The following is a 22406-nucleotide window of genomic DNA, read 5'->3' as shown; positions in this document are numbered from 1 at the left end:
GAAAACGACGACGGCGCGCGGGATCCGCGCGCCGTCGTCGTTTGCGTTGAGCCAAAGCGCGGCCTGCGCCGCGCTGCGACGCGCGCTCAGCGCGCCTCGATCCCGATCAACTCCACTTCGAACACCAGCGAGGCATCCGGCGGAATCGCACCGCCGCCGGCGCCGTCCTTGCCGTAGGCGAGGTCGGAGGGAATCATCAGCACCCGCTTGCCGCCCACGCGCATGCCGGCCACGCCGTCGTCCCAGCCGCGGATCACCCGGCCGGCGCCGAGCAGGAAGCTGAAAGGCCGGCCGTTGCGGTCGTAGGAACTGTCGAACTTGCTGCCGCGCTTGTTCGCGGCGGTTTCGTCAAAGAACCAGCCGGTGTACTGCACGATCACTTCCTGCCCGGACTGGGCGACCGCGCCGGTGCCGACGCGCTCGTCGATGGCCTGGAACTGGTCGATGCGGCCGTGCAGAACCTTGGGCGCGGCCGCCGCCTGTTCTTCCTGCGCGGACGGGCGCTGGCAGCCGGCCAGGGTCAGCGCGGCGCCGGCCAGCAACGCGGCCAGCGCCGGTGCGCGCAGAGCGGTGAAAACGATGGAACGCGACGCTGCTGCCACGGACGACCTCGGAACGCTGTGCGATAGGACGCACAGCTTAGCCCGAGCCGCTCAGGCCTGCGGGATGCGCCGTTCGTACTCGGCGTCCAGGCGGCCGTGGGTGCGCCAGAATCCTTCCGGTTCGCGCTGCGCCAGCACGTCGATCAGCAGGCCCAGATGCGCGTGCCAGCCGCCGGACACGCTGACCAGGCCGCTGCGGTTGGACAGATGGCGATGTTCGACCACCAACTGCACCTGATCGCCTTGCTCGCTCAACAGGAAGGTCACTTCCGACTTGCTGCCGGATTCTTCGTTCCAGGTGTAGCTGAGCCGGTGCGGCGGTTCGATCGCGGTGATCCGGCCGCGCATGGTGTTGACGCAGTCGTTCGCGTACTTGGCCGGCGGCGGATCGTCGTTGCGGGTGAGGCGGGCGTTGTCGAAGTTGAGTTCGACCGCGCCGCCGACGCGCAGGTCCATATCGCCGGCGGCGAGCCAGCGGCGGCGCTTGTCGGATTCGGTGAGATAGGCCCAGACGCGTTCGATCGGGCCGGGCAGGACGCGCTCGATGCGCACCGAGTCGGGAGCGGTAAGGACGCCGAAGGCGTCGTTGACGGACAGGTTCATGGCGATCTCCAGGGAGGCGGGCGGGTCAGGGGCGCGGCTTGCGCCGTTTGGGTCCGGGGGAGGGCGGTGGCGTTTGTTGGGGCGCGGCATCCGCCGGCGTGGCGGGAACGGCTTGGTCTTCGGCGCGCAGCAGCGCTTCGAGATCGTCGAGGCGCTGGTTCCAGAAGCGCTCGTAATGGCGCAGCCATTCGAAACCGCCGTGCAGCGGTTCGGCGTCGAGCCGGCACACATGGATGCGCCCGCGCACCTCGCGCCGGACCAGACCGGCGCGTTCGAGCGCCTTGATGTGCTTGGACGCAGCGGCCAGGGTCATGTCGAACGGACCGGCCAACTCACCGACATTGCGCTCGCCTTCGGCGAGCCGGCGCAGCATCGCCCGGCGGGTGGGATCGGCGAGGGCCTGGAACAGGGCGTCGAGGCGTTCGGAGTGATAGTCAACCATGGAGTTGAATATCCGCTCAGGCAGGACGACTGTCAACCAGTTGGTAAAATATTTGCCCGCGAGCCGACGAGCGGCGGCGGCCTGGCCAAGCCGATTTGTTGCCAGCTGCCGCCGTTGCTCATTCGCTCTTGCTTTCAGCTCCCCCCGCCGCCCCGAACTCGCCACAGGCAAATAGAGACCCAAAGGGCGGCGCGCAGGACGCGCGCCGTGCGTCACCCAGGCCATGGATGGCCTGTGTGGCGCATCCCCGCGTCAGCTCCGAACCTTAGTGGCTCTTGATTCGAAAACAGGGAAAGCGCCTTTCTTTGGTTACTTTCTTTGGCAAGACAAAGAAAGTGACCCGGCCGCTTGCGGACGGAAGCTTTTGATCTTGGCTTGTCTTCACTCGTTGTCACGAGAAAAGCACAAGCAACATCAAAATGGGTTCCGGCTTTCGCCGGAATGACGGGGTGGGAGTTTCGGGTCTTCGGGCGAGTTCGGCGGAGCTACGTCGCTGCGGTTGGATTCCGGCTTTCGCCGGAATGACGGCGTGGGAGTTCGGGTCTTCGGGCGAATTCGGCGGAGCTAAGTCGCTGCGGTTGGTCGCGACTTGCGTCGCTCCTACAGGGAGATACGAAACTTGCCGAAGCGCTTGTAGGAGCGGCGCAAGCCGCGACCGCGAACCCCACGAGCCATGCAAGCCTCAACGCGGCGCGACTTGCACCAGCGCACCTCAGCCAGCCGCAGCCGAAGGCGCCAAACTCGTCCCGAACTCCCGCATCGCCTGCGCAGTAACCGCATCCGCCGGAAAAAACGACTCGATCGCCAACTCAGCCAGCGTCACATCCATCGGCGTACCGAACACCGTAGTGGTGCTGATGAAAGACAAATCCCCGAACGGCGTACGCATCCGACACGGCACCGCCACATGCGCAGCGCCGGTCAGCTCCGCCGGATCGAAATCGGCAGGCGCCGGATAGGCCTCCAGCTCAGCGTAAAGCGCCTCCAGCACCGGATCGCGACTGGTCTGGATCTGATGACGCAACCGATGCAGGATGTGCGCGCGCCATTCGCCCAGGTTGAGGATGCTCGACGCCATGCCTTCGGGATGCAGCGCCGCGCGCAACACATTGGCCGGGCCCGCCAGCAAATGCTCGGCGACGCCGGCCAGCATCGGCGCCAGCGCGCGGTTGTGCTGGATCAGGTTCCAGTGCCGGTCCACCGCCAGCGCCGGATGCGGCTCGTGCGCGTACAGCACCAGTTCGACCGCGGCGTAAGCCTCGCGCATCGCCGGATGGTCGAGCGCGCGCTCGGCATAGATCGGCGCCAGCCCGGCCGCGGTCATCAGCGCGTTGCGTTCGCGCAGCGGCACGTCCAGGCGGTCGGCCAGGCGCAGCAGCATCGCCCGGCTCGGCAGCGAGCGGCCGGTTTCGATGAAGCTGACGTGGCGGGTCGAAATCTCGGCCATCTCGGCCAGATCGAATTGAGTCAGACGGCGGCGCTGGCGCCATTGGCGCAGCAGCTCGCCCACGGGGGCGGAATCGTTCATGCGGCCACCTTAGCCCAGCCGCGCCGGCGCCGGCATTACCTGCGAGGTAATCGACCGGACGCACGCGCCGCGGTGTGATGGCCCGGTCCAAAACGAACCCACACTCGACAGGAGAACGCATCATGGCCATCGCCGCTCACCGCACTCATCCCGCCTTGTTCCTGCGCCGCGTGGTCCAGGCCGACCTCGCGGTGTCCGCCGCCGCCGGCGCGCTGCAACTGGCCGCGGCCGAACCGCTGGCGCGACTGACCGCGATCGACGCCGGATTCCTGCGCGGCTCGGGCCTGGTGCTGATGGCCTGGGTCGCCTTCCTCGGCTGGACCCTGAGCCGCCGTACGATCGCCGCGCCGCTGGCGTGGACGCTGATCGCGGTCAACCTGGCCTGGGTCGCCGCGTCGGTGCTGGTGTGGCTGGAAGGAGCGATCGCGCCGAACACGCTGGGCACGGTGTATGTGTTGGCGCAGGCGGCGGTGGTGGCGGTGTTCGCCGATCTGCAGTACTTCGGCCTGCGCCGGCAGCAGCGCGGCTGAGGCGGCGATGGACGCCGCTCGCGCGATCGAGCCGCCGTCAGCGCCGCCGCCGCCCGCGGCGGCGCAACCGGCGGCGCGAAGCGCACCGCCGCGCAACCTGCCGCCGCGTTGCGCCTGGTGCCCGCAACTGCTCGGTTGTCGCGTGCCGGCGCCGTTCGCCGGGTCGCCCGCCGACCGCGTCAGCCGGCCGCTCGCCCTGTAGGAGCGGCGCAAGCCGCGACCAACCGAAGAGGTGCACGCGAGCGCAATCACCCGAAAAGGCCGGCAATCGGAAAGCTCCAATGCAGCGCTACAAAATCCAGGCTTCACACAGAACGCTCGCGCACGCCGCTTCGGTTGATCGCGACTCGCGCCGCTCCTACAGCCGACAACGCAACCGCGCGAGGCCTCGAGCGGCGCTTCAGCCGGCCGGCGGCGCGTACGAAACCTCGACGATCGCGAACCGCGCCGGCCCGCCCGGCAGCACCGCCTCGAACTCGTCGTCGACGCGGCGCTTGAGCATGGCCCGCGCCAGCGGCGAATCGATGCTGATGTGGCCGAGCCGGGCGTCGGTTTCGTCCGGGCCGACGATGCGATAGCGCGCCAGCTCGCCGCTGGCGACGTCCTCGACCTCGACCCAGGCGCCGAAGAACACCGACTGCGGATCGCTGGGCGTGGACTCGATCACCCGCAGCAGCGGCAGGCGCTTGCTGAGATAGCGCACGCGCCGGTCGATCTCGGCCAGCTGCTTCTTGCGGTAGGTGTATTCCGCGTTCTCGGAGCGGTCGCCCTCGGCCGCGGCCGCGGCCAGCGCCTTGACCACCTCGGGACGGCGCAGCCGCCACAGCTCGTCGAGCTCGTGCTTCAGGCGCGCGTGGCCCTCGCGGGTGATCAGCGCGGTGCTGTGTTCGGCGGGCGGGCGCCAACGGCCCATGGCGGCGGTACTCGCAACAGCGGGGCCGACGTTATCGCAGAGCGCGCGGCGCGGTTCAAGCGAATCGACGCGAAAACCGGTTTACCCCCTGTAGGAGCGGCGCGAGCCGCGACCGCGACACCTCACTTGCGTCGTAACTGCGGTGTCGCGGTCGCGGCTCGCGCCGCTCCTACAGGGGCGATACGAACCGGCGCGATTACTGCCCAGCGGCGCGCTTGAGGCTGTAATCGAGCTGCGAGTCGATCTTCTTGCCTTCGGTGTCGAGCATGCGGATCTCGTCCTTGGAGACGATCTCGAACAGGCGGTCGTCATCGCTCTTGCTGTTCGGGTCCAGGCGCACGCGCTTGCCGTTGTCTTCCGCGGTCCAGGTGCCGTCGCCCTTGAACTGGCCGTCCTTCTTGCCCTGGTAGCTCTCGTCGATGGCGTAGCTGCCGTCGGCCTTGAGCGCGAGCTTGGTGTCGATGCCGCTGCAATCGGCGCAGGGCAGGGTGCCGCTGAAGGTGCCGGCGAAGGCGGCGGCGTCGAACGCGGCGGGCGCGGCTTCGGCGGCGGGCGCCGGGGCGGGTTCGGGAGCTGGGGCGGTTTCCGGCGCCGGGGTGGTTTCGGCGGGGGCTTTCGACGCTTCGGTTGGTTTATTGCAAGCGCTCAACGCGAGCGTGGCGAGACAGGCGAGGGCGAGCAGTTTGCGATTCACATGCGGCTCCTGATGCGGATTCGGGATTTTGCAGCGAGCGGTGAGCGTAGTGGAGCGGGAGGCGGGCGAAAGCGAGCGGTTTCTCAGTCTTCGCGTTCTCGCTGTTCGCGTCCGCCGCCCGTCGCTTCGTCGGTCAGCGCTTGCCGCCGAAGATGCCGCCGAGCAGGCCGCGCAGGATCTGCCGGCCGACCTGGGTGCCGACCGTGCGCGCGGTCTGCTTGGCCATGGTCTCGACCATGCCCTGGCGGCGTTTGGTGCCGAACACCGCGTCCTTGACCGCCTGGCCGAAGCCGCCTTCTTCCTGGTCGTCCTGCTCGCGGGTCTTGGCCGGCGGCGCCTGGGCCTGTTCGGCCGCGGTGTCGGCGCGCTTGGCCAGCATTTCGGCGGCCGATTCGCGGTTGACCTCGGTGTCGTACTTGCCGCCGATCGGGCTGCCGGCGCGGACCTGGACGCGTTCGGCCTCGGTGATCGCGCCCATGCGGCAGCGCGGCGGCGCCACCAGGGTGCGTTCGACCGGCATCGGCACGCCCTTGTCCTGCAGGGTCGAGACCAGGGCTTCGCCGGTGCCGAGCTTGGAAATCGCTTCGGCCACGTTCAAGGCCGGATTCGGCACGAAGGTTTCCGCGGCGGTGCGCACGGCCTTCTGGTCGCGCGGGGTGAACGCGCGCAGCGCGTGCTGCACGCGGTTGCCGAGCTGGCCGAGGATGTTGTCGGGGATGTCGTCGGGGAACTGCGAGCAGAAGTACACGCCCACGCCCTTGGAGCGGATGATCCGCACCACTTGCTCGACGCGCTGCTGCAGCGCGGCCGGGGCGTCGTCGAACAGCAGGTGCGCTTCGTCGAACACGAACACCAGCTTGGGCCGGTCGAGGTCGCCGACTTCGGGCAGTTGTTCGAACAGCTCCGACAGCAGCCACAGCAGGAAGCTGGAGTACAGGCGCGGCTTGAGGATCAGCGAATCGGCGGCGAGCACGTTGACCACGCCGTGGCCGTTGGGGGTGGTGCGCATCAGGTCGGCCAGTTCCAGCGCCGGCTCGCCGAAGAAATGGTCGCCGCCGTCCTGCTCCAGGCGCAGCAGCGAGCGCTGGATCGCGCCGATCGACTGCGCGCTGACCAGGCCGTAGCTGGTGGAGATGTCCTTGCGCTCGTCGGCGACCAGGCCGAGCAGGGCGCGCAGGTCTTCCAGGTCGAGCAGCAGCAGGCCGCGGTCGTCGGCGAGCTTGAACACGATGTCGAGCACGCCGGACTGGGTGTCGTTGAGTTCGAGGATGCGCGCCAGCAGGGTCGGGCCCATTTCGCTGACGGTGGTGCGCACCGGATGGCCGAGCTTGCCGAACAGGTCCCAGAACACCACCGGGTTGGCTTGCGGGGCCCAGTCGGCGACGCCGATCTCCTTCAGGCGCTCCTGCAGTTTGTCGTTGGCGGCGCCGGCGACGGCGAGGCCGGCGACGTCGCCTTTCACGTCGGCCAGGAACACCGGCACGCCCTGGCGCGAGAAGCCTTCGGCCAAGGTCATCAGGGTGACCGTCTTGCCGGTGCCGGTGGCGCCGGCGACCAGGCCGTGGCGGTTGCCGAGCTTGGTGTGCAGGAACACTTGTCCGCTGTCGGGGGTGGTCACGGCCTTGCCGATCAGGATGTCGTTCTGGGTGTCGCCGGGGGTCGGGGCCATGTCCGTTTCCGTGGTTCGGTGGGGTGGTGCGTGGGGTGTTTCGTTGGGTGGTTCGTTGGGTGTTTCGGGGGAACTTGCGCGGGGTCGATTCTAGCGGGAGGCGTGTCGGGTTCGTGAAGCGGGGTGGGGTGGGTGGTCTTGGGGTTCGTTCGAGTGGTGTTCGGTATGGGTGTTGATTGTGGTGGCGGTGTTTCGTTTGGGTGGTGTTTGCGTCGTTGGTGAGTTGTCGCGGTCGCGGCTTGCGCCGCTCCTACACGGAGATACGAAACTTGCCGGAGACCCTGTAGGAGCGGCGCAAGCCGCGACCGCGACAATTCATCTACGACAAACTCCACCTAAGCCCGTTGGCTGCGTTTGACGACAAGCGAACATCAAGAGCTTCCGTCCGCAAGCGGTCGGGTTACTTTCTTTGTCTTGCCAAAGAAAGTAACCAAAGAAAGGCGCTTTCCCTGTTTTCGAATCAAGAGCCACTATGGTTCGGTGCTTTCGCGGGGATGCGCCACACAGGCCATCCATGGCCTGGGTGGCGCACGGCGCGCATCGTGCGCGCCGCCCTTCGGGTCTCTCATTGCCTGTGGCGAGTTCGGGGCGGCGGGGGGAGCGAAGAGCAACGGCCACGGCAATAACAACCGCAACGGCAATATGGATTCCGGCTTTTGCCGGAATGGCGGGCGTTGGTTTGCTTCGAGATTGGAGGGAGGGGTGGGGCGGTTTGGGGGCGGTGCGGTGGGGCGCCCCCGCTTGCGCCGATCGACCGCGAAAAACCGGGCATCGGCCTGAACTTCGCTGGCGCGGCTCAGTCGAACTTTGCTCATCCGCTCGGGCGAGCGCCCGCCACCCGCCGGGAAGGGCCGGAAAACCCGCGTCAGGTCACGGTCCTTGCCGGGGCTGGACCCGCGCCGTTACCCTGGCCCCCCGCAAAAAGGACCTGCCGCACGCCTCATGCCTGCATATTCACGTTCCGCCCGCGCCGCGCGCGCCCTGGTCGGCTTCCGTGCGGCGGTCGCGCCGCTCGCTGCCGCGCTCGCGCTGTGCAGCCTCTCGCCGCAAGCCTCGGCCCTGTCCAAGCGCGATCAGGCCGCGGTCGACGCGCTGAGCCAGCGCATGCAGTCGGCCGAAGCCCGCTATCAGTCGGCCCTGGTCAAGATCCGCAACGCCGACCCGACCGGCCGCCAGGACAGCGACGCCGCGCTGGAGGACATGGAGGACGTGATCGCCGCCTGCCTCAAGCAGAAGGGCTGCGCGCCGAGCACCATGCTGGCCGGCTACAAGCGCCTGCTCAAGGCCAACGCCGACTCGGTCGCCAACACCGACGAGGACGCCGAGGACGCCGGCCAGCTCGACAGCGACGGCCTCGCCGCCGATGTGCCCGAGGCCGCGCGCGCCGCCGCGCTGCTCAGCGACGACGGCCAGCGCTTCGTCAAGATGGTCCAATACAACCCGGCCGTGCAGGCCGGCATCCGCCGCTGGCTGACCGACCTGCGCGGTCCGCTGATGCAGAGCTACGACAACTATCAGTACATGCGCCAGCTGATGTGGCCGGAGTTCCAGCGCGCCGGCCTGCCCGAGGCGCTGCTGTTCGGGATCATGGCCAAGGAATCCAACGGCCGCGTGCATTCGACCTCGCGCGTCGGCGCCGCCGGCCCGCTGCAGTTCATGTTCGCCACCGGCAAGCGCTTCGGCCTGGGCGACGACGGTTCGGGCTTCGATACCCGCTACGACCCCAAGCAGTCCGCGCAGGCCGCGGCCGAGTACTTGAACGAGCGCCTGGGCCAGCTCAACAACTCCATCGAGATGTCGCTGGCCGCCTACAACGGCGGCGAGGGCCGCGCGCTGCGGATCAACAACGCTTCGGGCGGACGCAATTTCTGGGACGAGTCGGTCTACAACCAGTTCCCGGCCGAAACCCGCGACTACGTGCCGATGGTGGTCGCCGCGGCGTGGCTGTTCCTGCACCCGCGCGAGTACGGGCTGAACTTCCCCAAGGTCGACAGCAAGCTGGCCCAGTTGCGCCTGAACCGGCCCAGCTCGATCTATGAACTGACCATCTGCATGGGCGGCAGCGGCAGCCGCGACGGCTACATGCGCGCGCTGCGCAACCTCAACCCGCGCTACCAGGCCGACAGCTACCTCTCCGCCGGCACCACGCTCAACGCCACCACCCGCATGGTGAGCCTGTACAACCGCTGGTGCGTGCAGGGCAAGCGCGCCGATCTGGCGCGCACCCTGGTGGCCAGCGACGCGAACAGCGCGATCGTGCGCACCGGCCCGCTGACCGTGCTGCCGGCGTCCAGCGCCGGCGAAGACGGCACGGTGGCCTATGCCGGCACCAGCGCCGCCGCGGTGCCGACCACGGTCGCCACCGGCCGCCCGGCGCCGGCGCCGGCGCCGGCGCCCAAGCCCGAGCCGAAGAAGAAGGCGACGCCGAAGGACTACAAGATCCAGCGCGGCGACACCCTGACCGACGTGGCGCGCAAGTTCTCCTGCGACACCCGCGCGCTGGCCAAGGCCAACGGGCTGAAGGCGCCGCGTTATGCGGTCAAGCCGGGGCAGCGGATCAAGCTGAGCGGTTGCGGCGACTGAACCCGCAGCACGGCGGCGCGCCCGGCGTTCGGGTAGCGTCGCCGTCGTCGTGGTCGGCCAGCGCGCGGGCCGCGCCGATAGCGCATCGATGGGCCGCGCGTTACATCACTGAGGATCCGGCATGAGCCAGCCCGCAGCGACCTACACCCGCTATGTCCTGTCCACGCGCGGGTGGGGCGCGGCGGTCGCGTTGTCGGCGGCATTGGCCATCGCCGGCGCCTACGCCCCCGGCGCGATCTGGCTGCACTACCTGTTCAAGCCCGCGACCACGCTGCTGATCGCGGCGATGGTGCTGCGCGAGGGCGCCGGCGCCGATCCGCGCTATCGCCGCGCGATCTTCGTCGGGCTGCTGCTGTCGACCGCCGGCGACGCGTTCCTGATGCTGCCCGGCGACTGGTTCGTGTTCGGCCTGGGCTCGTTCCTGTGCGCGCACCTGGCCTATCTGGTCGGGCTGTGCCGGCGCGCACGGCCGTTCGCGGCGATCTGGCCGTTCCTGGCCTACGCCGCCGTCGCCGCGGCGGTGATGAGCGTGCTGTGGCCGCATCTGCCGAACGAATTGCGCATCCCGGTGATCGTCTACGTCGCGGTGTTGGCGGCGATGGCGGCGCAGGCCGCGGCGGTGTGGCGCAAGCGCGCGGGCGCGGCCGGGGCGGCTGCGGCGATCGGCGGCGCTTGTTTCGTGTTGTCCGATGCGACCCTGGCCATCGACCGCTTCGCTGCGCCGTTCGCCGCGGCGCAGGCGCTGGTGCTGGTGAGCTACTGGGCCGCGCAGTGGTGGATCGGGCGGTCGGCGACGCTGGCGCGGGATTGAGCGTCGGCGGTCTGGTCGCGTCGCGTTCGGCGCGCAGATAGCCGGCGTTTCCCGCTAACTGCGCGGCGTGGCCGGCTCACCCTGCCGGCGCGGCTTTCCCGTCGGCCGGCGCCTCCGGCGCAGGCGACGAAGACACCGCCTCGCGCAGCTTGCGCCACCAGCCGCCGGCGGCTTCGCTGGCTTGGCCCACGCCCTTCTGCAGCGATTCGCCGACCGGCTTGAGCGCTTGTTCGTCGGCGAAGCGGGTCGCCGCGCGCATTGCCTCGGGGCCGTGCGCCTGCACCGCGTCCCAGGCCAGCGAGGTCGCCAGCCGCGGCATGAAGGCGAACGAGTCGACGTCGCCGCCCTTGGCTTCGACTTGCGCGATGAACCCGGCCAGTTCCTTGCGCAGCTCGGGCGGCACGCTGGGGTCCGCGCTCAGGCGCTTGAGCGAGATCAGCGCATCGCGGGGGCGGCCTTCCTGCACCGCCACGCCGGCCTCGGCGATCTTGCCCAGCCACGGCGCGCGCAGCATCTGGCCGAGCGCGTCGGCGTGGATCTGGGCGCGGTCCCAGCGTTTCTCGCTGACCGCCAGATAGCCCAGGCCCAGGTGCAGGGCGAGCATCTGCCCGGCCGGGCCTTTCTGGAAATCGCCGTCGCCCTGCGCGGCCCAGACGCGCTCGCTCTCGGCCTGCGCCAGTTGCGGCCACTGCAGGCGCTGGAACGCGACCGAGCGCAGCGACGCGGCGGCGAGGTTGTCGAACGCGGCGCAATCCTGCGCTTCGACGATGTCGGTTTCGGCCAGCGCGATGGTGGTCTTGTCGGCGCCGAGCGCGCCGTAGGCCAGCAGCAGATGGGCGATGCACAGGTCGGCCGGGCCGAGTTCGGGCAGGTCGGACCGGGCGATGCCGGCCTTGTCGCTGAACTGCGCGCCGAAGCGGTAGGTCTCCAGCGCCGCCGGCAGGCCGTTCTCGGAGACGCGGCGGTATTGGGTATAGGTCAGGCCGTCGCGCAGGTCGGCGAGTTGCTCGGATTCGCTCTTGGCGCCGCAGGCGGCGAGGGCCACGGCGAGCGCGGCGAGAGCGAAAAGGCGTCCGTTGCGGGTCATGCGGTCCCCTCCGTGGGGTTTCGTGATCTACCTGTAGGAGCGGCGCGAGCCGCGACCGCGACACCGCGCATACGTCGCAAGCGAGCTATCGCGGTCGCGGCTCGCGCCGCTCCTACAGGAGAGGCTTTCAGCGGGTGCGGCGGGCCAGCGGCTGGCCCAGGCGCACGGCGGTTTCGGCGGACAGGCCGGCGTCCAGCGTCGCCGCGCCCGGCGGCAGCAGCACGATCACGGTCGAGCCGTAATTGAACCGCGCCATTTCCTCGAACCGCTTGAGGGTGATGCCCTTGCCGCGGTAGTCCTTGGTGGTGACGCGGTCGCCGTAGGCGGGGATCTCGATCCCGCTCCACACCGTTTCCACGCCCGAGACCAGCAGCGCGCCGACCATCACCAGCGCCATCGGCCCGAAGTCGGTGTCGAAGTGGCAGACCAGGCGTTCGTTGCGCGCGAACAGGCGCGGCACGTTGCGCACCGCGTCGGGGCCGACGCTGAAGAGGCGGCCGGGCACGTGCACGGTTTCGCGCAGGGTGCCGGTCCAGGGCATGTGCACGCGGTGGTAGTCGCGCGGCGACAGGTACACGGTGGCGTAGTCGCCGTCGCGGAACGGCGCGGCCGCGGCTTCGTCGCCGCCGAGCAGCTCCAGCGCGGTGAACGAGCGGCCCTTGGCCTGGAAGATCTCGCCGGCGCGGATCGGCCCGCACTGGCTGATGCGGCCGTCGGCCGGCATCAGCAGGGTGCGCGCGTCGCCTTGCGCGCGGCGCGCGCCGGGCTTGAGCGCGCGGGTGAAGAAGGCGTTGAAGGTCGGGTAGGCGCGCGGGTCCGGATTGGCGGCTTCGTCGAGATCGACGCCGAACTTTTCGGTCACCGTGTCGATCAGCCAGCGGCTCACCCGCGGGTCGTCGGAATAGGCCAGCATCCGCGCCAGGCCCGACAGGAAACGGTGCGGCAGCACGTAGGTGAGGGTGGTGACCAGGCTCACGGCGAGGCCTCCGTCAGCGCGGCCATGTCGCGCGCGATCACGTTCGGCTCGAACGGCGGCCGCACCAGGCCGGCCATGCGCCCCTGCGGGTCGAGCACGGCCATGCTGGCGCTGTGGTCCATCGAATACTGGTTTTCCGGCGCGCCCGCCGGCGCGGGCACCTTGGCGAACACCATGCTCAGCGACTTGGCGAAGTTCTCCAGCGCCGGCACGTCGGCGGTCGCGGCCAGGGTGTCCTTGTGGAAGCCGTGGGCGTACTCGCCGATCTTGTCCGGGCTGTCGCGCTCGGGATCGACCGAGACGAACAGCACCCGCGGGCGGGTCGATTCGGGGATCGATTCCCAGGCCTTCTGCGCCACCGACATCTGCGCCAGCGTGGTCGGGCACACGTCCGGGCAATGGGTGAAGCCGAGGAAGATCAGGGTCCAGTGGCCCTTGAGTTCGCCCGGGATCAGTTGGGTGCCGTCGGACTGGCGCAGCGAAAAGGCGGGCAGGGTGCGCGGCGGGTCGAACAGGCGCACCGCCTGGGTCTGCGGCAGGTGCGAGCGCTTGGCGCTGCCGAAGTATTTCTGCGAGGCCCACAGGCCCAGCGCGGCGGCCAGCGCGGCCACCAGAATGATGGCGGTAGTGCGGTTGAACATGGCGGTTCCAGCTTGAATGCCCGGCCATGATAGGGGATTCGCGCTGGGGGATCGGCAAAGCGGCCGGGCCCGATCCCGATTCCCCATTGCCGACCCAAGCTATACTGCGCCCCCGCTTCGCTCCGTATCCCGTCCTGGACCCGCCGTGCCCGCTTCCGTTTCCTTCGAACCGCTGACCCTCGTCGACCTGATCCGCTACGGGGCCAGCCGCTTCAACGCGGCCGGGCTGAGCTTCGGCCACAGCTACGACAACGCCCTGGACGAGGCGACCCAGCTGGTCCTGCACGCCCTGCACCTGCCGCACGACCTGAGCCCGGTCTACGGCCAGGGCCGGGTCACCACCGAAGAGAAGGACGCCGTGCTGGCGCTGTTCCAGCGCCGCGTCGACGAGCGCATCCCGGCCGCCTACCTGACCGGCGAGGCCTGGTTCGCCGGCCTGAGCTTCAAGAGCGACGCGCGCGCCCTGGTGCCGCGCTCGCCGATCGCCGAACTGATCGAAGCCGGCTTCGAGCCCTGGCTCGGCGGCCGCGAAGTGCGCCGCGCCCTGGACCTGTGCACCGGCTCGGGCTGCATCGCCATCGCCACCGGCCATTACCACCCCGATTGGGACGTGATCGGCGCCGACATCAACGACGCTGCGCTGTCGCTGGCCGCGGAAAACAAGGAACGCCTGCTCGCCGGCAACGTCGAGCTGCGCAAGTCCGACCTGTTCCAGGGCCTGCAGGGCGAGGTGTTCGACCTGATCGTCACCAACCCGCCCTACGTCACCGACGACGAGACCGACGCGCTGCCGCGCGAATACTCGTTCGAGCCGGAACTGGGGCTGCGCGCCGGCTTTGATGGCCTGGACCTGGCGCTGAAGATCCTGCGCGACGCGCCGCAGCACCTGAGCGAAGACGGCCTGCTGATCTGCGAAGTCGGCGAAGCCGAGCGCGCGCTGGGCGAACTACTGCCGCAGCTGCCGCTGGCCTGGGTCGAGTTCAAGGTCGGCCAGATGGGCATTTTCGTGGTCGAGCGCCACGACCTGGTCGAGCACCACGACGCGATCAAACGGCTCGCCGACGCGCGAGCCTGATCGAGCCTCGAACGATCACGCGCGTCGGCGGCTGGTGGCGCGAGGTTCCCGCCTCGCGCAGCGCCGCACGCGACGCTGACTGCACAGCATCGCCGGCGCCGACCGGCCGGAACTCGCAAGCGCCCCGCGGCGTCTGCGCTCCCTGATCGCTTACGCCTGCGGACTCGTTGAGAGATCGCCGCAGGCTTGCGCCTGCCTTCGTTACAGCGGAAACCGGACGGGTCGGCTATGGTGGCCGGCGGCGTACGCGGATGGCTGGCGTTGCGGCGACTCGCGCTTTTGGCGCTTCTTGCCCTCACCCCAGCCCTCTCCCGCAAGCGGGAGAGGGAGCGGTGCGGCCTCGTCGGCGATATCGGACCGATTGCGCAAATTCGCGTTGTAGGCGCGATCAATGCAGGCGGTGCAGCCATAAGGCCTGTGCGCCGCTGCCGGAAAGACTCCCTCTCCCGCTTGCGGGAGAGGGCTGGGGTGAGGGCGCCGCGTTCTACCCCACCGCAATCCGATCATTTCCGCCCGATCCAGCCCCGCCGTACCATCGAGCAGCCCCCTGTAGGAGCGACGCAAGCCGCGACCACGAAGCCGCAACCACGACGAACCCGCTTCATCCCCACCACACCCACCCCCGCGATCATCGCCAACGCTCCACCCGGCACCCACCAGGATCCCCCGCAGTGGCCAGCAACAGCTTCGGAACCCTCCTCACCGTCACCACCTTCGGCGAAAGCCACGGCCCGGCCATCGGCTGCGTCGTCGACGGCTGCCCGCCGGGCCTGGAACTGGCGCCGGAAGAGTTCCGCCACGACCTCGAGCGCCGCGCCACCGGCCGCAGCCGCCACACCTCGCAGCGGCGCGAGACCGACGAGATCGAAATCCTCAGCGGCGTCTACCAGGGCCGCACCACCGGCACCCCGATCGCCCTGCTGATCCGCAACACCGACGCGCGCAGCAAGGACTACGGCAACATCGCCGAGCAGTTCCGCCCCGGCCACGCCGACTACAGCTATTGGCAGAAGTACGGCCATCGCGATCCGCGCGGCGGCGGCCGCTCTTCGGCGCGCGAGACCACCATGCGCGTGGCCGCCGGCGTGATCGCCAAGAAGTGGCTGGCGCAGCGCTACGGCGTCAGCGTGCGCGGCTACATGGCGCAGATCGGCGAGATCGTGCCGGCCGGCTTCGACCTCGACGCGGTCGAGGGCAATCCGTTCTTCTGGCCGCACGCGGCCCAGCTCGACGAGCTGGAGCGCTACATGGACGCGCTGCGCAAGTCCGGCGATTCGGTCGGCGCGCGCGTGGAAGTGATCGCCGACGGCGTGCCGCCGGGCTGGGGCGAGCCGATCTACGGCAAGCTCGACGGCGAACTGGCCGCGGCACTGATGAGCATCAACGCGGTCAAGGGCGTGGAGATCGGCGACGGCTTCGCCAGCGTGGCGCAAAAGGGCACCCAGCACCGCGACGAGCTGTTGCCGCAGGGTTTCGCCAGCAACCACGCCGGCGGCATCCTCGGCGGCATCAGCACCGGCCAGCGCCTGCGCTGCGCGGCCGCGTTCAAGCCGACCTCGAGCCTGCGCCTGCCCGGCCGCAGCCTGGACGTGCACGGCAACGAAGTCGAAGTGGTCACCGTCGGCCGCCACGACCCCTGCGTGGGCGTGCGCGCCACGCCGATCTGCGAGGCGATGGTGGCGCTGGTGCTGATGGACCAGGCGCTGCGCCATCGCGCGCAATGCGGCGATGTCGGCACGGTGACGCCGCGGGTGCCGGCGCAGGCCGGCGATGCGGGCGCGGGCGATGTCTGAGCGCCCGCGCGTGTGGGTCTCGCAGCCGCTGTTCGACGATATCGTCGCGCGGCTGGGCGAGCATTTCGAGGTCGAAACCACGGCCGAGGTCACCCAGCACGCGCCGGATGCGGTCAACGCGATCCTGCGGCGCATGGACGGTGCGCTGGTGACCCTCAACGATCCCATCGGCGCGGCCCAGATCGAAGGCGCATCGCGCCTGCGCGCGATCGCCAACGTCGGAGTGGGCTACAACAATCTCGATGTCGCCGCGCTCAGCGCCGCCGGCATCCTCGCCAGCAACACGCCCGACGTGCTGACCGAAACCACCGCCGATTTCGGCTTCGCCCTGATGATGGCGGCCGCGCGCCGCATCGGCGAGGCCGAGCGCTGGCTGCGCGAGGGGCATTGGCAGCGCTGGAGCTTCGACAGCCTGCTCGGCGCCGACGTGCACGGCGCGACCCTGGGCATCCTCGGCATGGGCCGGATCGGCCAAGCCATCGCCCGGCGCGCCACCGGTTTCGGCATGCGCACGCTGTACCACAACCGCAGCCGCCTGCCTGAGGCGGTGGAGGCCGACTGCAAGGCGAGCTACGTCGGCTTCGACGAACTGCTGGCGCGCGCCGATCATCTGATCCTGGTGCTGCCGTATTCGCCGCAGGCGCATCACCTGATCGACGCCGCCGCGCTGGCCAAGATGCAGCCGCACGCGACTTTGACCAACATCGCCCGCGGCGGCATCGTCGACGAGGACGCGCTGTGCGACGCGCTCGAACGAGGCCGCCTCGGCGCCGCCGGCCTGGACGTGTACGAGGGCGAGCCGCGGCTCAACCCGCGCCTGCTCGCGCAGCGCCGGGTGGTGCTGACCCCGCACATCGCCAGCGGCAGCCTGGCCACGCGCCGGGCGATGGTGGCGCTGGCGGTCGACAACCTGATCGCCGCGCTGGGCTGCGGCCCGCGCGCCGGCGATCCGCCGAGCGCGCTCAACGCCGCCGAAGCCGCCGCGGCGAGGGCGGGGCGATGAACGTTCGACGGTGCCGCTGTTGTGGGAGGGACTTCAGTCCCGATGCTTTTGTGCCAGGCCGCCGCGATCTGAAAGAAAAGCATCGGGCCTGAAGGCCCTCCCACAAAGCCTCCGCCGCAACCCTCACGATTTCGCAACACCCGCCGGAAATGGGTCCGGCGGTCCCCACAAGTCAGGTAACTCAGAACAGATGAACGCCAAGACGTCCTGCAATGTCGCCGTCGTCGGTGCCACCGGCGCGGTCGGTGAAACCATGTTGAAGGTGCTGGCCGAGCGCAAATTCCCGATCGGCAAACTGCACGTGCTGGCGAGCGAGCGTTCGGCGGGCGAGAAAATCGAGTTCGAAGGCCAGACCCTGGTCGTGCGGGACCTGGCTACGTTCGACCCTGCGGGCGTGGACATCGCCCTGTTCTCGGCGGGCGGCTCGGTGTCGAAGGAGTACGCGCCCAGGTTCGCCGCCGCCGGCGCGGTGGTGATCGACAACTCCTCGGCCTTCCGCTACCAGGACGACGTGCCGCTGGTGGTCAGCGAGGTCAATCCCGAGGCGCTCAAGAACCGCCCGCTCGGCATCGTCGCCAATCCGAACTGCTCGACCATGCAGCTGATGGTCGCGCTGGCGCCGATCCACCGCCAAGCCAAGCTCGAGCGCATCAACATCGCCACCTACCAGTCGGTCTCGGGCACCGGCAAGCGGGCGATGGAAGAGCTGGGCCGGCAGACCGCGGCGCTGCTGAATTTCCAGGAAGCGCAAGCCGAGGTCTACCCGGTGCAGATCGCCTTCAACGTGATCCCGCACGGCGGCGACTTCACCGACAACGGCTACACCACCGAAGAGATGAAGCTGGTCTGGGAGACCCGCAAGATCCTCGGCGACGACAGCATCGGCGTGAACGCGACGGTGGTGCGGGTGCCGGTGTTCTACGGGCATTCCGAAGCGGTGCACATCGAGACCCGCGACAAGCTCTCGGCCGCGGACGCGCGCGCGCTGCTGGAGAAGGCGCCGGGCCTGGTGGTGGTGGACGAGGCCAAGGGCGGCGGCTATCCGACCCCGGTGACCCACGCCTCGGGCGAGGATCCGGTGTTCGTCGGCCGCATCCGCGAGGACATCTCGCACCCGCGCGGGCTGTCGCTGTGGGTGGTGGCCGACAACATCCGCAAGGGCGCGGCGACCAACGCGGTGCAGCTGGCCGAGCTGGTGTGGAACGAGCGCTGAGGTTCTTCGCTCAGCCATGAAATCGGGCCCTGCGGGGCCCGATTTCGTTTTGGGGCCTTCGGCGTTCGGGCTTCGGCTTTTGTGGGAGGGCTTTCAGGCCCGATGCTTTCCGCTCAGATCGCGGCGATCGGAAACGAAAGCATCGGGCCTGAAGGCCCTCCCACAAAAGCCGCGCATCCGGCCTGCTTCCTCACCGCCAGTCAACGGCTTAGGATGAAAACTTAACGAACGCGTTGCGCATTAAGCCCGTACACCTTTAGAGTCGCCGCCTGACTTCGGATTGGGATACCTCGTGAGATCAGGTTTCGCACGCACCGCTCTGGGCCTGGCGCTGGCATTGGCCAGCTCGGCGGCCTGCGCGCTGGGTCTGGGCCAGATCGAGGTCAAATCGCGCGCCGGCCAGCCGTTGCTGGCGGAAATCCCGGTCATCGCCAGCGGCCCGGAGGAACTGGCGCAGTTGCGCGCCGGCCTGGCCTCGCCGGAAACCTTCCAGCGCATCGGCCTGGAGCCGCCGCAGGGCATCGTCACCGACCTGCGCTTCACCCTGGCGGTGGACGCCAACGGCAAGCCGATCATCCGCGTCACCAGCACCCAGCCGGTGCAGCAGCCGCTGCTGACCTTCCTGATCGAAGTGGACTGGGGCCAGGGCCGCCTGACCCGCGAATACTCGGCCCTGCTCGACGCGCCGCGCACCGCGTCCGCGCCGATGCAGCCGCCGATCCAGGCCGCCGCCGGCGCCGCGCCGAACACCATCGAACGTCCGCTGCAGGCGCCGCTGCCGTTCGGCGCGCAGCCGCAGCAGACCGACCCGCTGGCGGTGGAGAACGCGCCGCCGGGCTACGACCCGGGCAACCTGGGCCAGGCCCCGGCGCTGCCGCCGGACGCCATCGCCGGCCAGGGCGAACCATTGCCGCAGGCGCGGCCGTTGCCCGAAGCCGCGCCGCCGGCTCCGGCGCCGCGCCCCAACGCCGGCCGCATCGCCCGCGAACCGCGGCCGCAGCCGGCCGCCGCGCCGGCGATCCCCGGCGACGGCGAGATCACCGTCGCCCAGGGCCAGACCCTGTCCGGCATCGCCGCGCAGATGGGCGGCGCGCAGAGCCTCAACCAGACCATGATCGCGCTGCTGCGGGCCAATCCCGAGGCCTTCGTCGGCGGCAACATCAACCGCCTGCGCGCCGGCGCCGTGTTGCGCCGGCCGGCTGGCGGCGAGATGGCGACCATCGACCCGCGCGAAGCCAACGAACTGGTGCGCGCGCAGATCCAGCAATGGCGCCAGGCGCCGCAACGCGCGGTGCCGCAGCCGCTGACCGTCGACGCCGACCGCGTCGCCAAGGCGCCGGTCGCGCCGGCCGCGCGCGCGCCCGGCGCGGCCAGCGACGCGCGTCTGGAAATCGTCCCGCCCGGCGCCGAGCGCGCGCAGGCCGGGGCACAATCCGGCATCAGCGCCGGAGGCGAGGGCCACATGGTGCGAGAACAAGTGCAACAGGCCAACGAAACCATCGCCGTGCGCGAGCAGGAACTGGCGGACCTCAAGAGCAAGGTCGCCGAACTCGAGAAACTCAGCACCGACCAGCAGAAGCTGATCGCGATGAAGGACAGCGAGCTGGCCGCGACCCAGCAGCGCCTGGCCGAGAACCAGGCGCGCGCCGACAGCGGTTCGCCGCTGCCGTGGCTGTTCGGCGGCCTCGGCCTGCTGGCGCTGTTGGCCGGCGGTTGGGTGCTGAGCCGGCGCGAGCCCAAGCGGCCGAGTTTCCGCGCCGGGTCGCCGGCGCCGGTGCCGGTGCCGTTCGCGGCTCCGGCCGAGCCGGGCCCCGATCCGGTCGAGACGCTGCGGCGCAAGCCCGAGGCCGCGGCGGTGGTCGATCCGGTGGCGCAACTGCTCGGTCAGCGCGACGAGCCGGCGGCGGTCGATCCCGATCCTGATCTCTATCCCGTTCTCGATCCCGGCCAGGGCGCCAGCCAAGACGAGCCCCCGGCCGCAGCGCCCCGACATGCGCTCGACGAGCTCGCTGCCGCCGAACCGCCGGCTTCGCGGCCGCTCGCTGCCGATGCGCCGCCCGCCGCGCCCGAACGCGCCGACCCGGCCGCGGCGCCGCATTGGACCGCGCCGGTCAGCGAGCCCAAGAGCCAGTCGCGCGTGCCGACCTGGCATTCGGCGACCGCGGGCCGTCAGCCGACGCGCGAAGAACAGACGCTGGAACAGCAATTGCGCGAGCCGCCGGCGCTGCCGGCGGGTTCGGCCGCACCGGTCAGTGCGATCCCGGTCGCCCCGGTTCCGGTTGCCCCGGTTGCGGCCGCGCCGGTCGCCGCGCAGGCGCCGAGCGTCGAACCGGTTGCGGTCGCCCAGTCCTCGCCGCAGGCGCGGCCGGCGGCGCCTTCTGCGGCTTCGGTGGGCCTGGAGCGGATCGAACTGGCCCGCGCCTACATCGACCTGGGCGACGAAGGCAGCGCCCGCCAGTTGCTCGGCGAGGTGCTGATCAACGGCGACCACGCCGCGCGCCAGCAGGCCGCGCGCCTGTTGCGCGAGCTGGAAGCCAGCGGCGGAGATCGCGCCGGGGCGTGAGCCGGACCGGACGAGCGCAAGCAGGCAAGGGCAGGGCAAGGCCATGAACGACCTCGATACCGCTTCCGCCGCCGCGCCGCTGCGGCGCTACGCCCTGGGCGTGGAATACGACGGCAGCGAATTCTCCGGCTGGCAGCGCTTGGTGCGGCCGGGCGAACCCGCCCGTCCCGAGCACGCGCCGCGCGGCGAAGCGACCGTGCAGACCACCCTGGAAGAGGCGCTGAGCTTCGTCGCCGGCACCGGCATCGAAGTGGTCTGCGCCGGCCGCACCGACGCCGGCGTGCACGCCTCCTGCCAGGTCGTGCATTTCGACAGCCCGGTCGAGCGCGACCCGCGCGGCTGGACCCTGGGCGCGACCTCGCGCCTGCCTCCATCCGTATGCGTGCGCTGGTGCATCCCGGTGGCGGCGGACTTCCACGCCCGCTTTTCGGCGCGCGCGCGCCGCTACCGCTACCGCATCCTCAACCGCGCGGTGCGGCCGGCGCTGCAGCGCCAGTACCTGAGCTGGGAGCGGCGCCCGCTCGACGCCGACGCCATGCACCGCGCGGCCCAGGCGCTGCTGGGCGAGAACGATTTCTCGGCGTTCCGCACCGTGCATTGCCAGGCCCCGCACGCGCGCCGCGACCTGCAACACATCGCGGTGCGCCGCGACGGCGATATCGTGGAAATGGAAGTGCAGGCCAACGCGTTTCTTCACCATATGGTGCGCAACATTGTCGGAAGCTTGCTGCCGGTCGGCCGCGGCGACCGGCCCGAGGGCTGGATCGCCGAACTGCTGGCCGGGCGCGACCGCACGGTCGCCGGTCCGACCGCTCCGTCGGCGGGACTGGTGTTCGTCGGGCCGCGCTATCCCGCCGAATGCCAGTTGCCTGCCGAGGTCAGCCTTTGAATCCCTCCCGCACTCTGTTCCGCACCCGCATCAAGTTCTGTGGTTTCACCCGCCCGGGCGACGTGCGCCTGGCCTGCGAACTCGGCGCCGACGCGATCGGCTTCGTGTTCGCCGCCGGCAGCAAGCGCCGGGTCGCGCCGGAGGAGGCGCGGGCCATGCGCCAGGCGCTGGCGCCGCTGGTCGACGCGGTCGCCCTGTTCGCCGACAACCCGGTCGAGGAAGTGCGCGAGGTCGTGCGCCAGGTCCGGCCGAGCCTGCTGCAGTTCCACGGCAACGAGGACGACGCCTATTGCCGCGGCTTCGGCGTGCCCTACCTCAAGGCCATCCCGATGGGCGGCGAGCTGGCCACCCAGCACCCCTCGGCGCTGCTGATGCGCTTCCCCGGCGCCGCCGGCTTCCTGTTCGACAGCCACGCCGAGGGCGGCAGCGGCGGCAGCGGCAATACCTTCGACTGGAAACGGATCCCGGTCGGGGTGCAAAAGCCCTTCGTGCTCGCCGGCGGCATCACCCCCGACAACGTGTTCGAAGCGATCCTGGCGACCCTGCCGTGGGGCGTGGACGTCTCCAGCGGCATCGAGAGCGCGCCTGGGCTCAAGGACGGCGACAAGATGCGCCAGTTCGTCGAGGAAGTGCGGCGGGCCGATTGCCACGTGGAGTGAGCGCCGCCGGCGCTCGCTTCGCACTGCCAGCAAACGGATAGACGCAAACGCCGGCCCTGCGGCGCTCGCAGCCGGCGGCGGACCCGCTTTTGCCGCGGCCCGATGCCCCTGCCGGCTTTGCCGACCCCGTCA

The 22406-nt window shown here is 70.1% G+C and carries 21 protein-coding genes and 1 pseudogene; 11 read left to right on the top strand and 11 right to left on the bottom strand.

The genetic code is table 11. From position 1 onward, the window contains the following. Positions 1 to 86: 86 nt before the first annotated feature. From BLU84_RS11600 to BLU84_RS11585, 4 genes are all read right to left on the bottom strand, one after another. Positions 87 to 566, bottom strand: a complete 480-nt coding sequence (locus tag BLU84_RS11600; RefSeq protein WP_425479378.1) for an FKBP-type peptidyl-prolyl cis-trans isomerase — start codon at positions 564 to 566, stop codon at positions 87 to 89. A gap of 87 nt (positions 567 to 653) precedes the next feature. Continuing rightward, positions 654 to 1205 (bottom strand): SRPBCC family protein, encoded by a 552-nt coding sequence (locus BLU84_RS11595; protein WP_074866966.1) that lies wholly within the window; start codon positions 1203 to 1205, stop codon positions 654 to 656. Positions 1206 to 1230: 25 nt separating this feature from the next. Beyond that, positions 1231 to 1872 (bottom strand): ArsR/SmtB family transcription factor, encoded by a 642-nt coding sequence (locus BLU84_RS27760; RefSeq protein WP_233431121.1) that lies wholly within the window; start codon positions 1870 to 1872, stop codon positions 1231 to 1233. A 487-nt stretch (positions 1873 to 2359) separates the two neighbouring features. After that, a complete protein-coding gene (locus BLU84_RS11585; RefSeq protein WP_074866963.1) occupies positions 2360 to 3175 on the bottom strand; it encodes an MmyB family transcriptional regulator in 816 nt (271 codons plus the stop codon). A gap of 122 nt (positions 3176 to 3297) precedes the next feature. Here BLU84_RS11585 and BLU84_RS11580 point away from each other — a divergent pair, with 122 nt between their 5' ends. Further along, positions 3298 to 3705: a hypothetical protein gene (locus BLU84_RS11580; RefSeq protein WP_074866961.1), complete on the top strand. Its 408-nt coding sequence runs from the start codon at positions 3298 to 3300 to the stop codon at positions 3703 to 3705. A gap of 400 nt (positions 3706 to 4105) precedes the next feature. On the opposite strand, the gene greB is transcribed toward BLU84_RS11580, so the two are convergent. The 3 genes from greB to BLU84_RS11560 form a co-directional block, all read right to left on the bottom strand. Further along, entirely contained in the window at positions 4106 to 4618 is a 513-nt protein-coding gene (gene greB, locus BLU84_RS11570) for a transcription elongation factor GreB (protein WP_074866957.1), read from the bottom strand. A 196-nt stretch (positions 4619 to 4814) separates the two neighbouring features. Continuing rightward, the gene (locus BLU84_RS11565) at positions 4815 to 5312 is read right to left on the bottom strand and encodes a copper resistance protein NlpE (protein ID WP_170849150.1); all 498 of its coding nucleotides are present in this window, start codon (positions 5310 to 5312) and stop codon (positions 4815 to 4817) included. Between the two features lie 133 nt (positions 5313 to 5445). Continuing rightward, positions 5446 to 6981: a helicase HerA-like domain-containing protein gene (locus BLU84_RS11560; RefSeq protein ID WP_074866955.1), complete on the bottom strand. Its 1536-nt coding sequence runs from the start codon at positions 6979 to 6981 to the stop codon at positions 5446 to 5448. A gap of 942 nt (positions 6982 to 7923) precedes the next feature. On the opposite strand from BLU84_RS11560, the gene BLU84_RS11555 reads away from it, so the two are divergent. Further along, positions 7924 to 9564: a transglycosylase SLT domain-containing protein gene (locus tag BLU84_RS11555; RefSeq protein WP_083382511.1), complete on the top strand. Its 1641-nt coding sequence runs from the start codon at positions 7924 to 7926 to the stop codon at positions 9562 to 9564. A 121-nt stretch (positions 9565 to 9685) separates the two neighbouring features. Next, on the top strand, positions 9686 to 10375 hold the full coding sequence (locus BLU84_RS11550) for a lysoplasmalogenase (protein ID WP_083382510.1): 690 nt from the start codon (positions 9686 to 9688) through the stop codon (positions 10373 to 10375). A 76-nt stretch (positions 10376 to 10451) separates the two neighbouring features. Here BLU84_RS11550 and BLU84_RS11545 read toward each other — a convergent pair whose 3' ends face one another. The 3 genes from BLU84_RS11545 to BLU84_RS11535 all read right to left on the bottom strand — a co-directional run bounded on the left by BLU84_RS11545 (position 10452) and on the right by BLU84_RS11535 (position 13079). After that, on the bottom strand, positions 10452 to 11462 hold the full coding sequence (locus tag BLU84_RS11545; RefSeq protein ID WP_074866954.1) for a hypothetical protein: 1011 nt from the start codon (positions 11460 to 11462) through the stop codon (positions 10452 to 10454). A 127-nt stretch (positions 11463 to 11589) separates the two neighbouring features. Then, entirely contained in the window at positions 11590 to 12438 is an 849-nt protein-coding gene (gene asd, locus BLU84_RS11540; RefSeq protein ID WP_074866952.1) for an archaetidylserine decarboxylase, read from the bottom strand. Further along, positions 12435 to 13079 carry an SCO family protein gene (locus tag BLU84_RS11535; protein ID WP_074866950.1) on the bottom strand — a complete coding sequence of 215 codons (645 nt, stop codon included), beginning with the start codon at positions 13077 to 13079 and terminating at the stop codon, positions 12435 to 12437. Before BLU84_RS11535 ends, asd begins: the two co-directional genes overlap by 4 nt. A 145-nt stretch (positions 13080 to 13224) precedes the next feature. Between BLU84_RS11535 and prmB the strand changes: the two genes are divergently transcribed. From prmB to BLU84_RS11520, 3 genes are all read left to right on the top strand, one after another. Continuing rightward, positions 13225 to 14154 carry a 50S ribosomal protein L3 N(5)-glutamine methyltransferase gene (gene prmB / locus BLU84_RS11530; protein ID WP_074866948.1) on the top strand — a complete coding sequence of 310 codons (930 nt, stop codon included), beginning with the start codon at positions 13225 to 13227 and terminating at the stop codon, positions 14152 to 14154. 671 nt (positions 14155 to 14825) lie between these two features. Next, a complete protein-coding gene (gene aroC, locus BLU84_RS11525; protein WP_074866947.1) occupies positions 14826 to 15947 on the top strand; it encodes a chorismate synthase in 1122 nt (373 codons plus the stop codon). Next, positions 15940 to 16950, top strand: a complete 1011-nt coding sequence (locus BLU84_RS11520; protein WP_074867822.1) for a 2-hydroxyacid dehydrogenase — start codon at positions 15940 to 15942, stop codon at positions 16948 to 16950. Before aroC ends, BLU84_RS11520 begins: the two co-directional genes overlap by 8 nt. Before the next feature lie 23 nt (positions 16951 to 16973). Here BLU84_RS11520 and BLU84_RS28585 read toward each other — a convergent pair. Continuing rightward, positions 16974 to 17054: pseudogene (locus BLU84_RS28585) on the bottom strand (DUF6053 domain-containing protein); the annotation flags it as partial. Between the two features lie 86 nt (positions 17055 to 17140). Here BLU84_RS28585 and BLU84_RS11515 point away from each other — a divergent pair. The 5 genes from BLU84_RS11515 to BLU84_RS11500 all read left to right on the top strand — a co-directional run bounded on the left by BLU84_RS11515 (position 17141) and on the right by BLU84_RS11500 (position 22274). Beyond that, positions 17141 to 18163 (top strand): aspartate-semialdehyde dehydrogenase, encoded by a 1023-nt coding sequence (locus BLU84_RS11515; protein ID WP_074866943.1) that lies wholly within the window; start codon positions 17141 to 17143, stop codon positions 18161 to 18163. Positions 18164 to 18244: 81 nt separating this feature from the next. Continuing rightward, the gene (locus tag BLU84_RS28580; RefSeq protein WP_425479361.1) at positions 18245 to 18388 is read left to right on the top strand and encodes a DUF6053 domain-containing protein; all 144 of its coding nucleotides are present in this window, start codon (positions 18245 to 18247) and stop codon (positions 18386 to 18388) included. 67 nt (positions 18389 to 18455) lie between these two features. Further along, the gene (locus BLU84_RS11510) at positions 18456 to 20726 is read left to right on the top strand and encodes a motility hub landmark protein FimV (protein ID WP_139174936.1); all 2271 of its coding nucleotides are present in this window, start codon (positions 18456 to 18458) and stop codon (positions 20724 to 20726) included. Between the two features lie 43 nt (positions 20727 to 20769). Continuing rightward, complete coding sequence (truA, locus tag BLU84_RS11505) at positions 20770 to 21615, top strand: tRNA pseudouridine(38-40) synthase TruA (RefSeq protein WP_074866941.1); 846 nt, start codon at positions 20770 to 20772, stop codon at positions 21613 to 21615. Continuing rightward, on the top strand, positions 21612 to 22274 hold the full coding sequence (locus tag BLU84_RS11500) for a phosphoribosylanthranilate isomerase (RefSeq protein ID WP_232518302.1): 663 nt from the start codon (positions 21612 to 21614) through the stop codon (positions 22272 to 22274). The genes truA and BLU84_RS11500 overlap by 4 nt, the downstream gene beginning before the upstream one ends. Positions 22275 to 22406: the final 132 nt, after the last annotated feature.

It is taken from the genome of Lysobacter enzymogenes, from assembly GCF_900106525.1.
Classification (GTDB): domain Bacteria; phylum Pseudomonadota; class Gammaproteobacteria; order Xanthomonadales; family Xanthomonadaceae; genus Lysobacter; species Lysobacter enzymogenes.
This window is presented reverse-complemented; position numbering and strand designations above follow the sequence as displayed.

What these genes read in the sequence shown, in the direction of transcription:
- BLU84_RS11595 (WP_074866966.1), bottom strand. Translation starts at nt 1,205, where the DNA reads ATGAACCTGTCCGTCAACGACGCCTTCGGCGTCCTTACCGCTCCCGAC.
- BLU84_RS27760 (WP_233431121.1), bottom strand. Translation starts at nt 1,872, where the DNA reads ATGGCCTGGGTGACGCACGGCGCGCGTCCTGCGCGCCGCCCTTTGGGT.
- BLU84_RS11585 (WP_074866963.1), bottom strand. Translation starts at nt 3,175, where the DNA reads ATGAACGATTCCGCCCCCGTGGGCGAGCTGCTGCGCCAATGGCGCCAG.
- BLU84_RS11580 (WP_074866961.1), top strand. Translation starts at nt 3,298, where the DNA reads ATGGCCATCGCCGCTCACCGCACTCATCCCGCCTTGTTCCTGCGCCGC.
- greB (WP_074866957.1), bottom strand. Translation starts at nt 4,618, where the DNA reads ATGGGCCGTTGGCGCCCGCCCGCCGAACACAGCACCGCGCTGATCACC.
- BLU84_RS11560 (WP_074866955.1), bottom strand. Translation starts at nt 6,981, where the DNA reads ATGGCCCCGACCCCCGGCGACACCCAGAACGACATCCTGATCGGCAAG.
- BLU84_RS11555 (WP_083382511.1), top strand. Translation starts at nt 7,924, where the DNA reads ATGCCTGCATATTCACGTTCCGCCCGCGCCGCGCGCGCCCTGGTCGGC.
- BLU84_RS11550 (WP_083382510.1), top strand. Translation starts at nt 9,686, where the DNA reads ATGAGCCAGCCCGCAGCGACCTACACCCGCTATGTCCTGTCCACGCGC.
- BLU84_RS11545 (WP_074866954.1), bottom strand. Translation starts at nt 11,462, where the DNA reads ATGACCCGCAACGGACGCCTTTTCGCTCTCGCCGCGCTCGCCGTGGCC.
- BLU84_RS11535 (WP_074866950.1), bottom strand. Translation starts at nt 13,079, where the DNA reads ATGTTCAACCGCACTACCGCCATCATTCTGGTGGCCGCGCTGGCCGCC.
- BLU84_RS11520 (WP_074867822.1), top strand. Translation starts at nt 15,940, where the DNA reads ATGTCTGAGCGCCCGCGCGTGTGGGTCTCGCAGCCGCTGTTCGACGAT.
- BLU84_RS11515 (WP_074866943.1), top strand. Translation starts at nt 17,141, where the DNA reads ATGAACGCCAAGACGTCCTGCAATGTCGCCGTCGTCGGTGCCACCGGC.
- truA (WP_074866941.1), top strand. Translation starts at nt 20,770, where the DNA reads ATGAACGACCTCGATACCGCTTCCGCCGCCGCGCCGCTGCGGCGCTAC.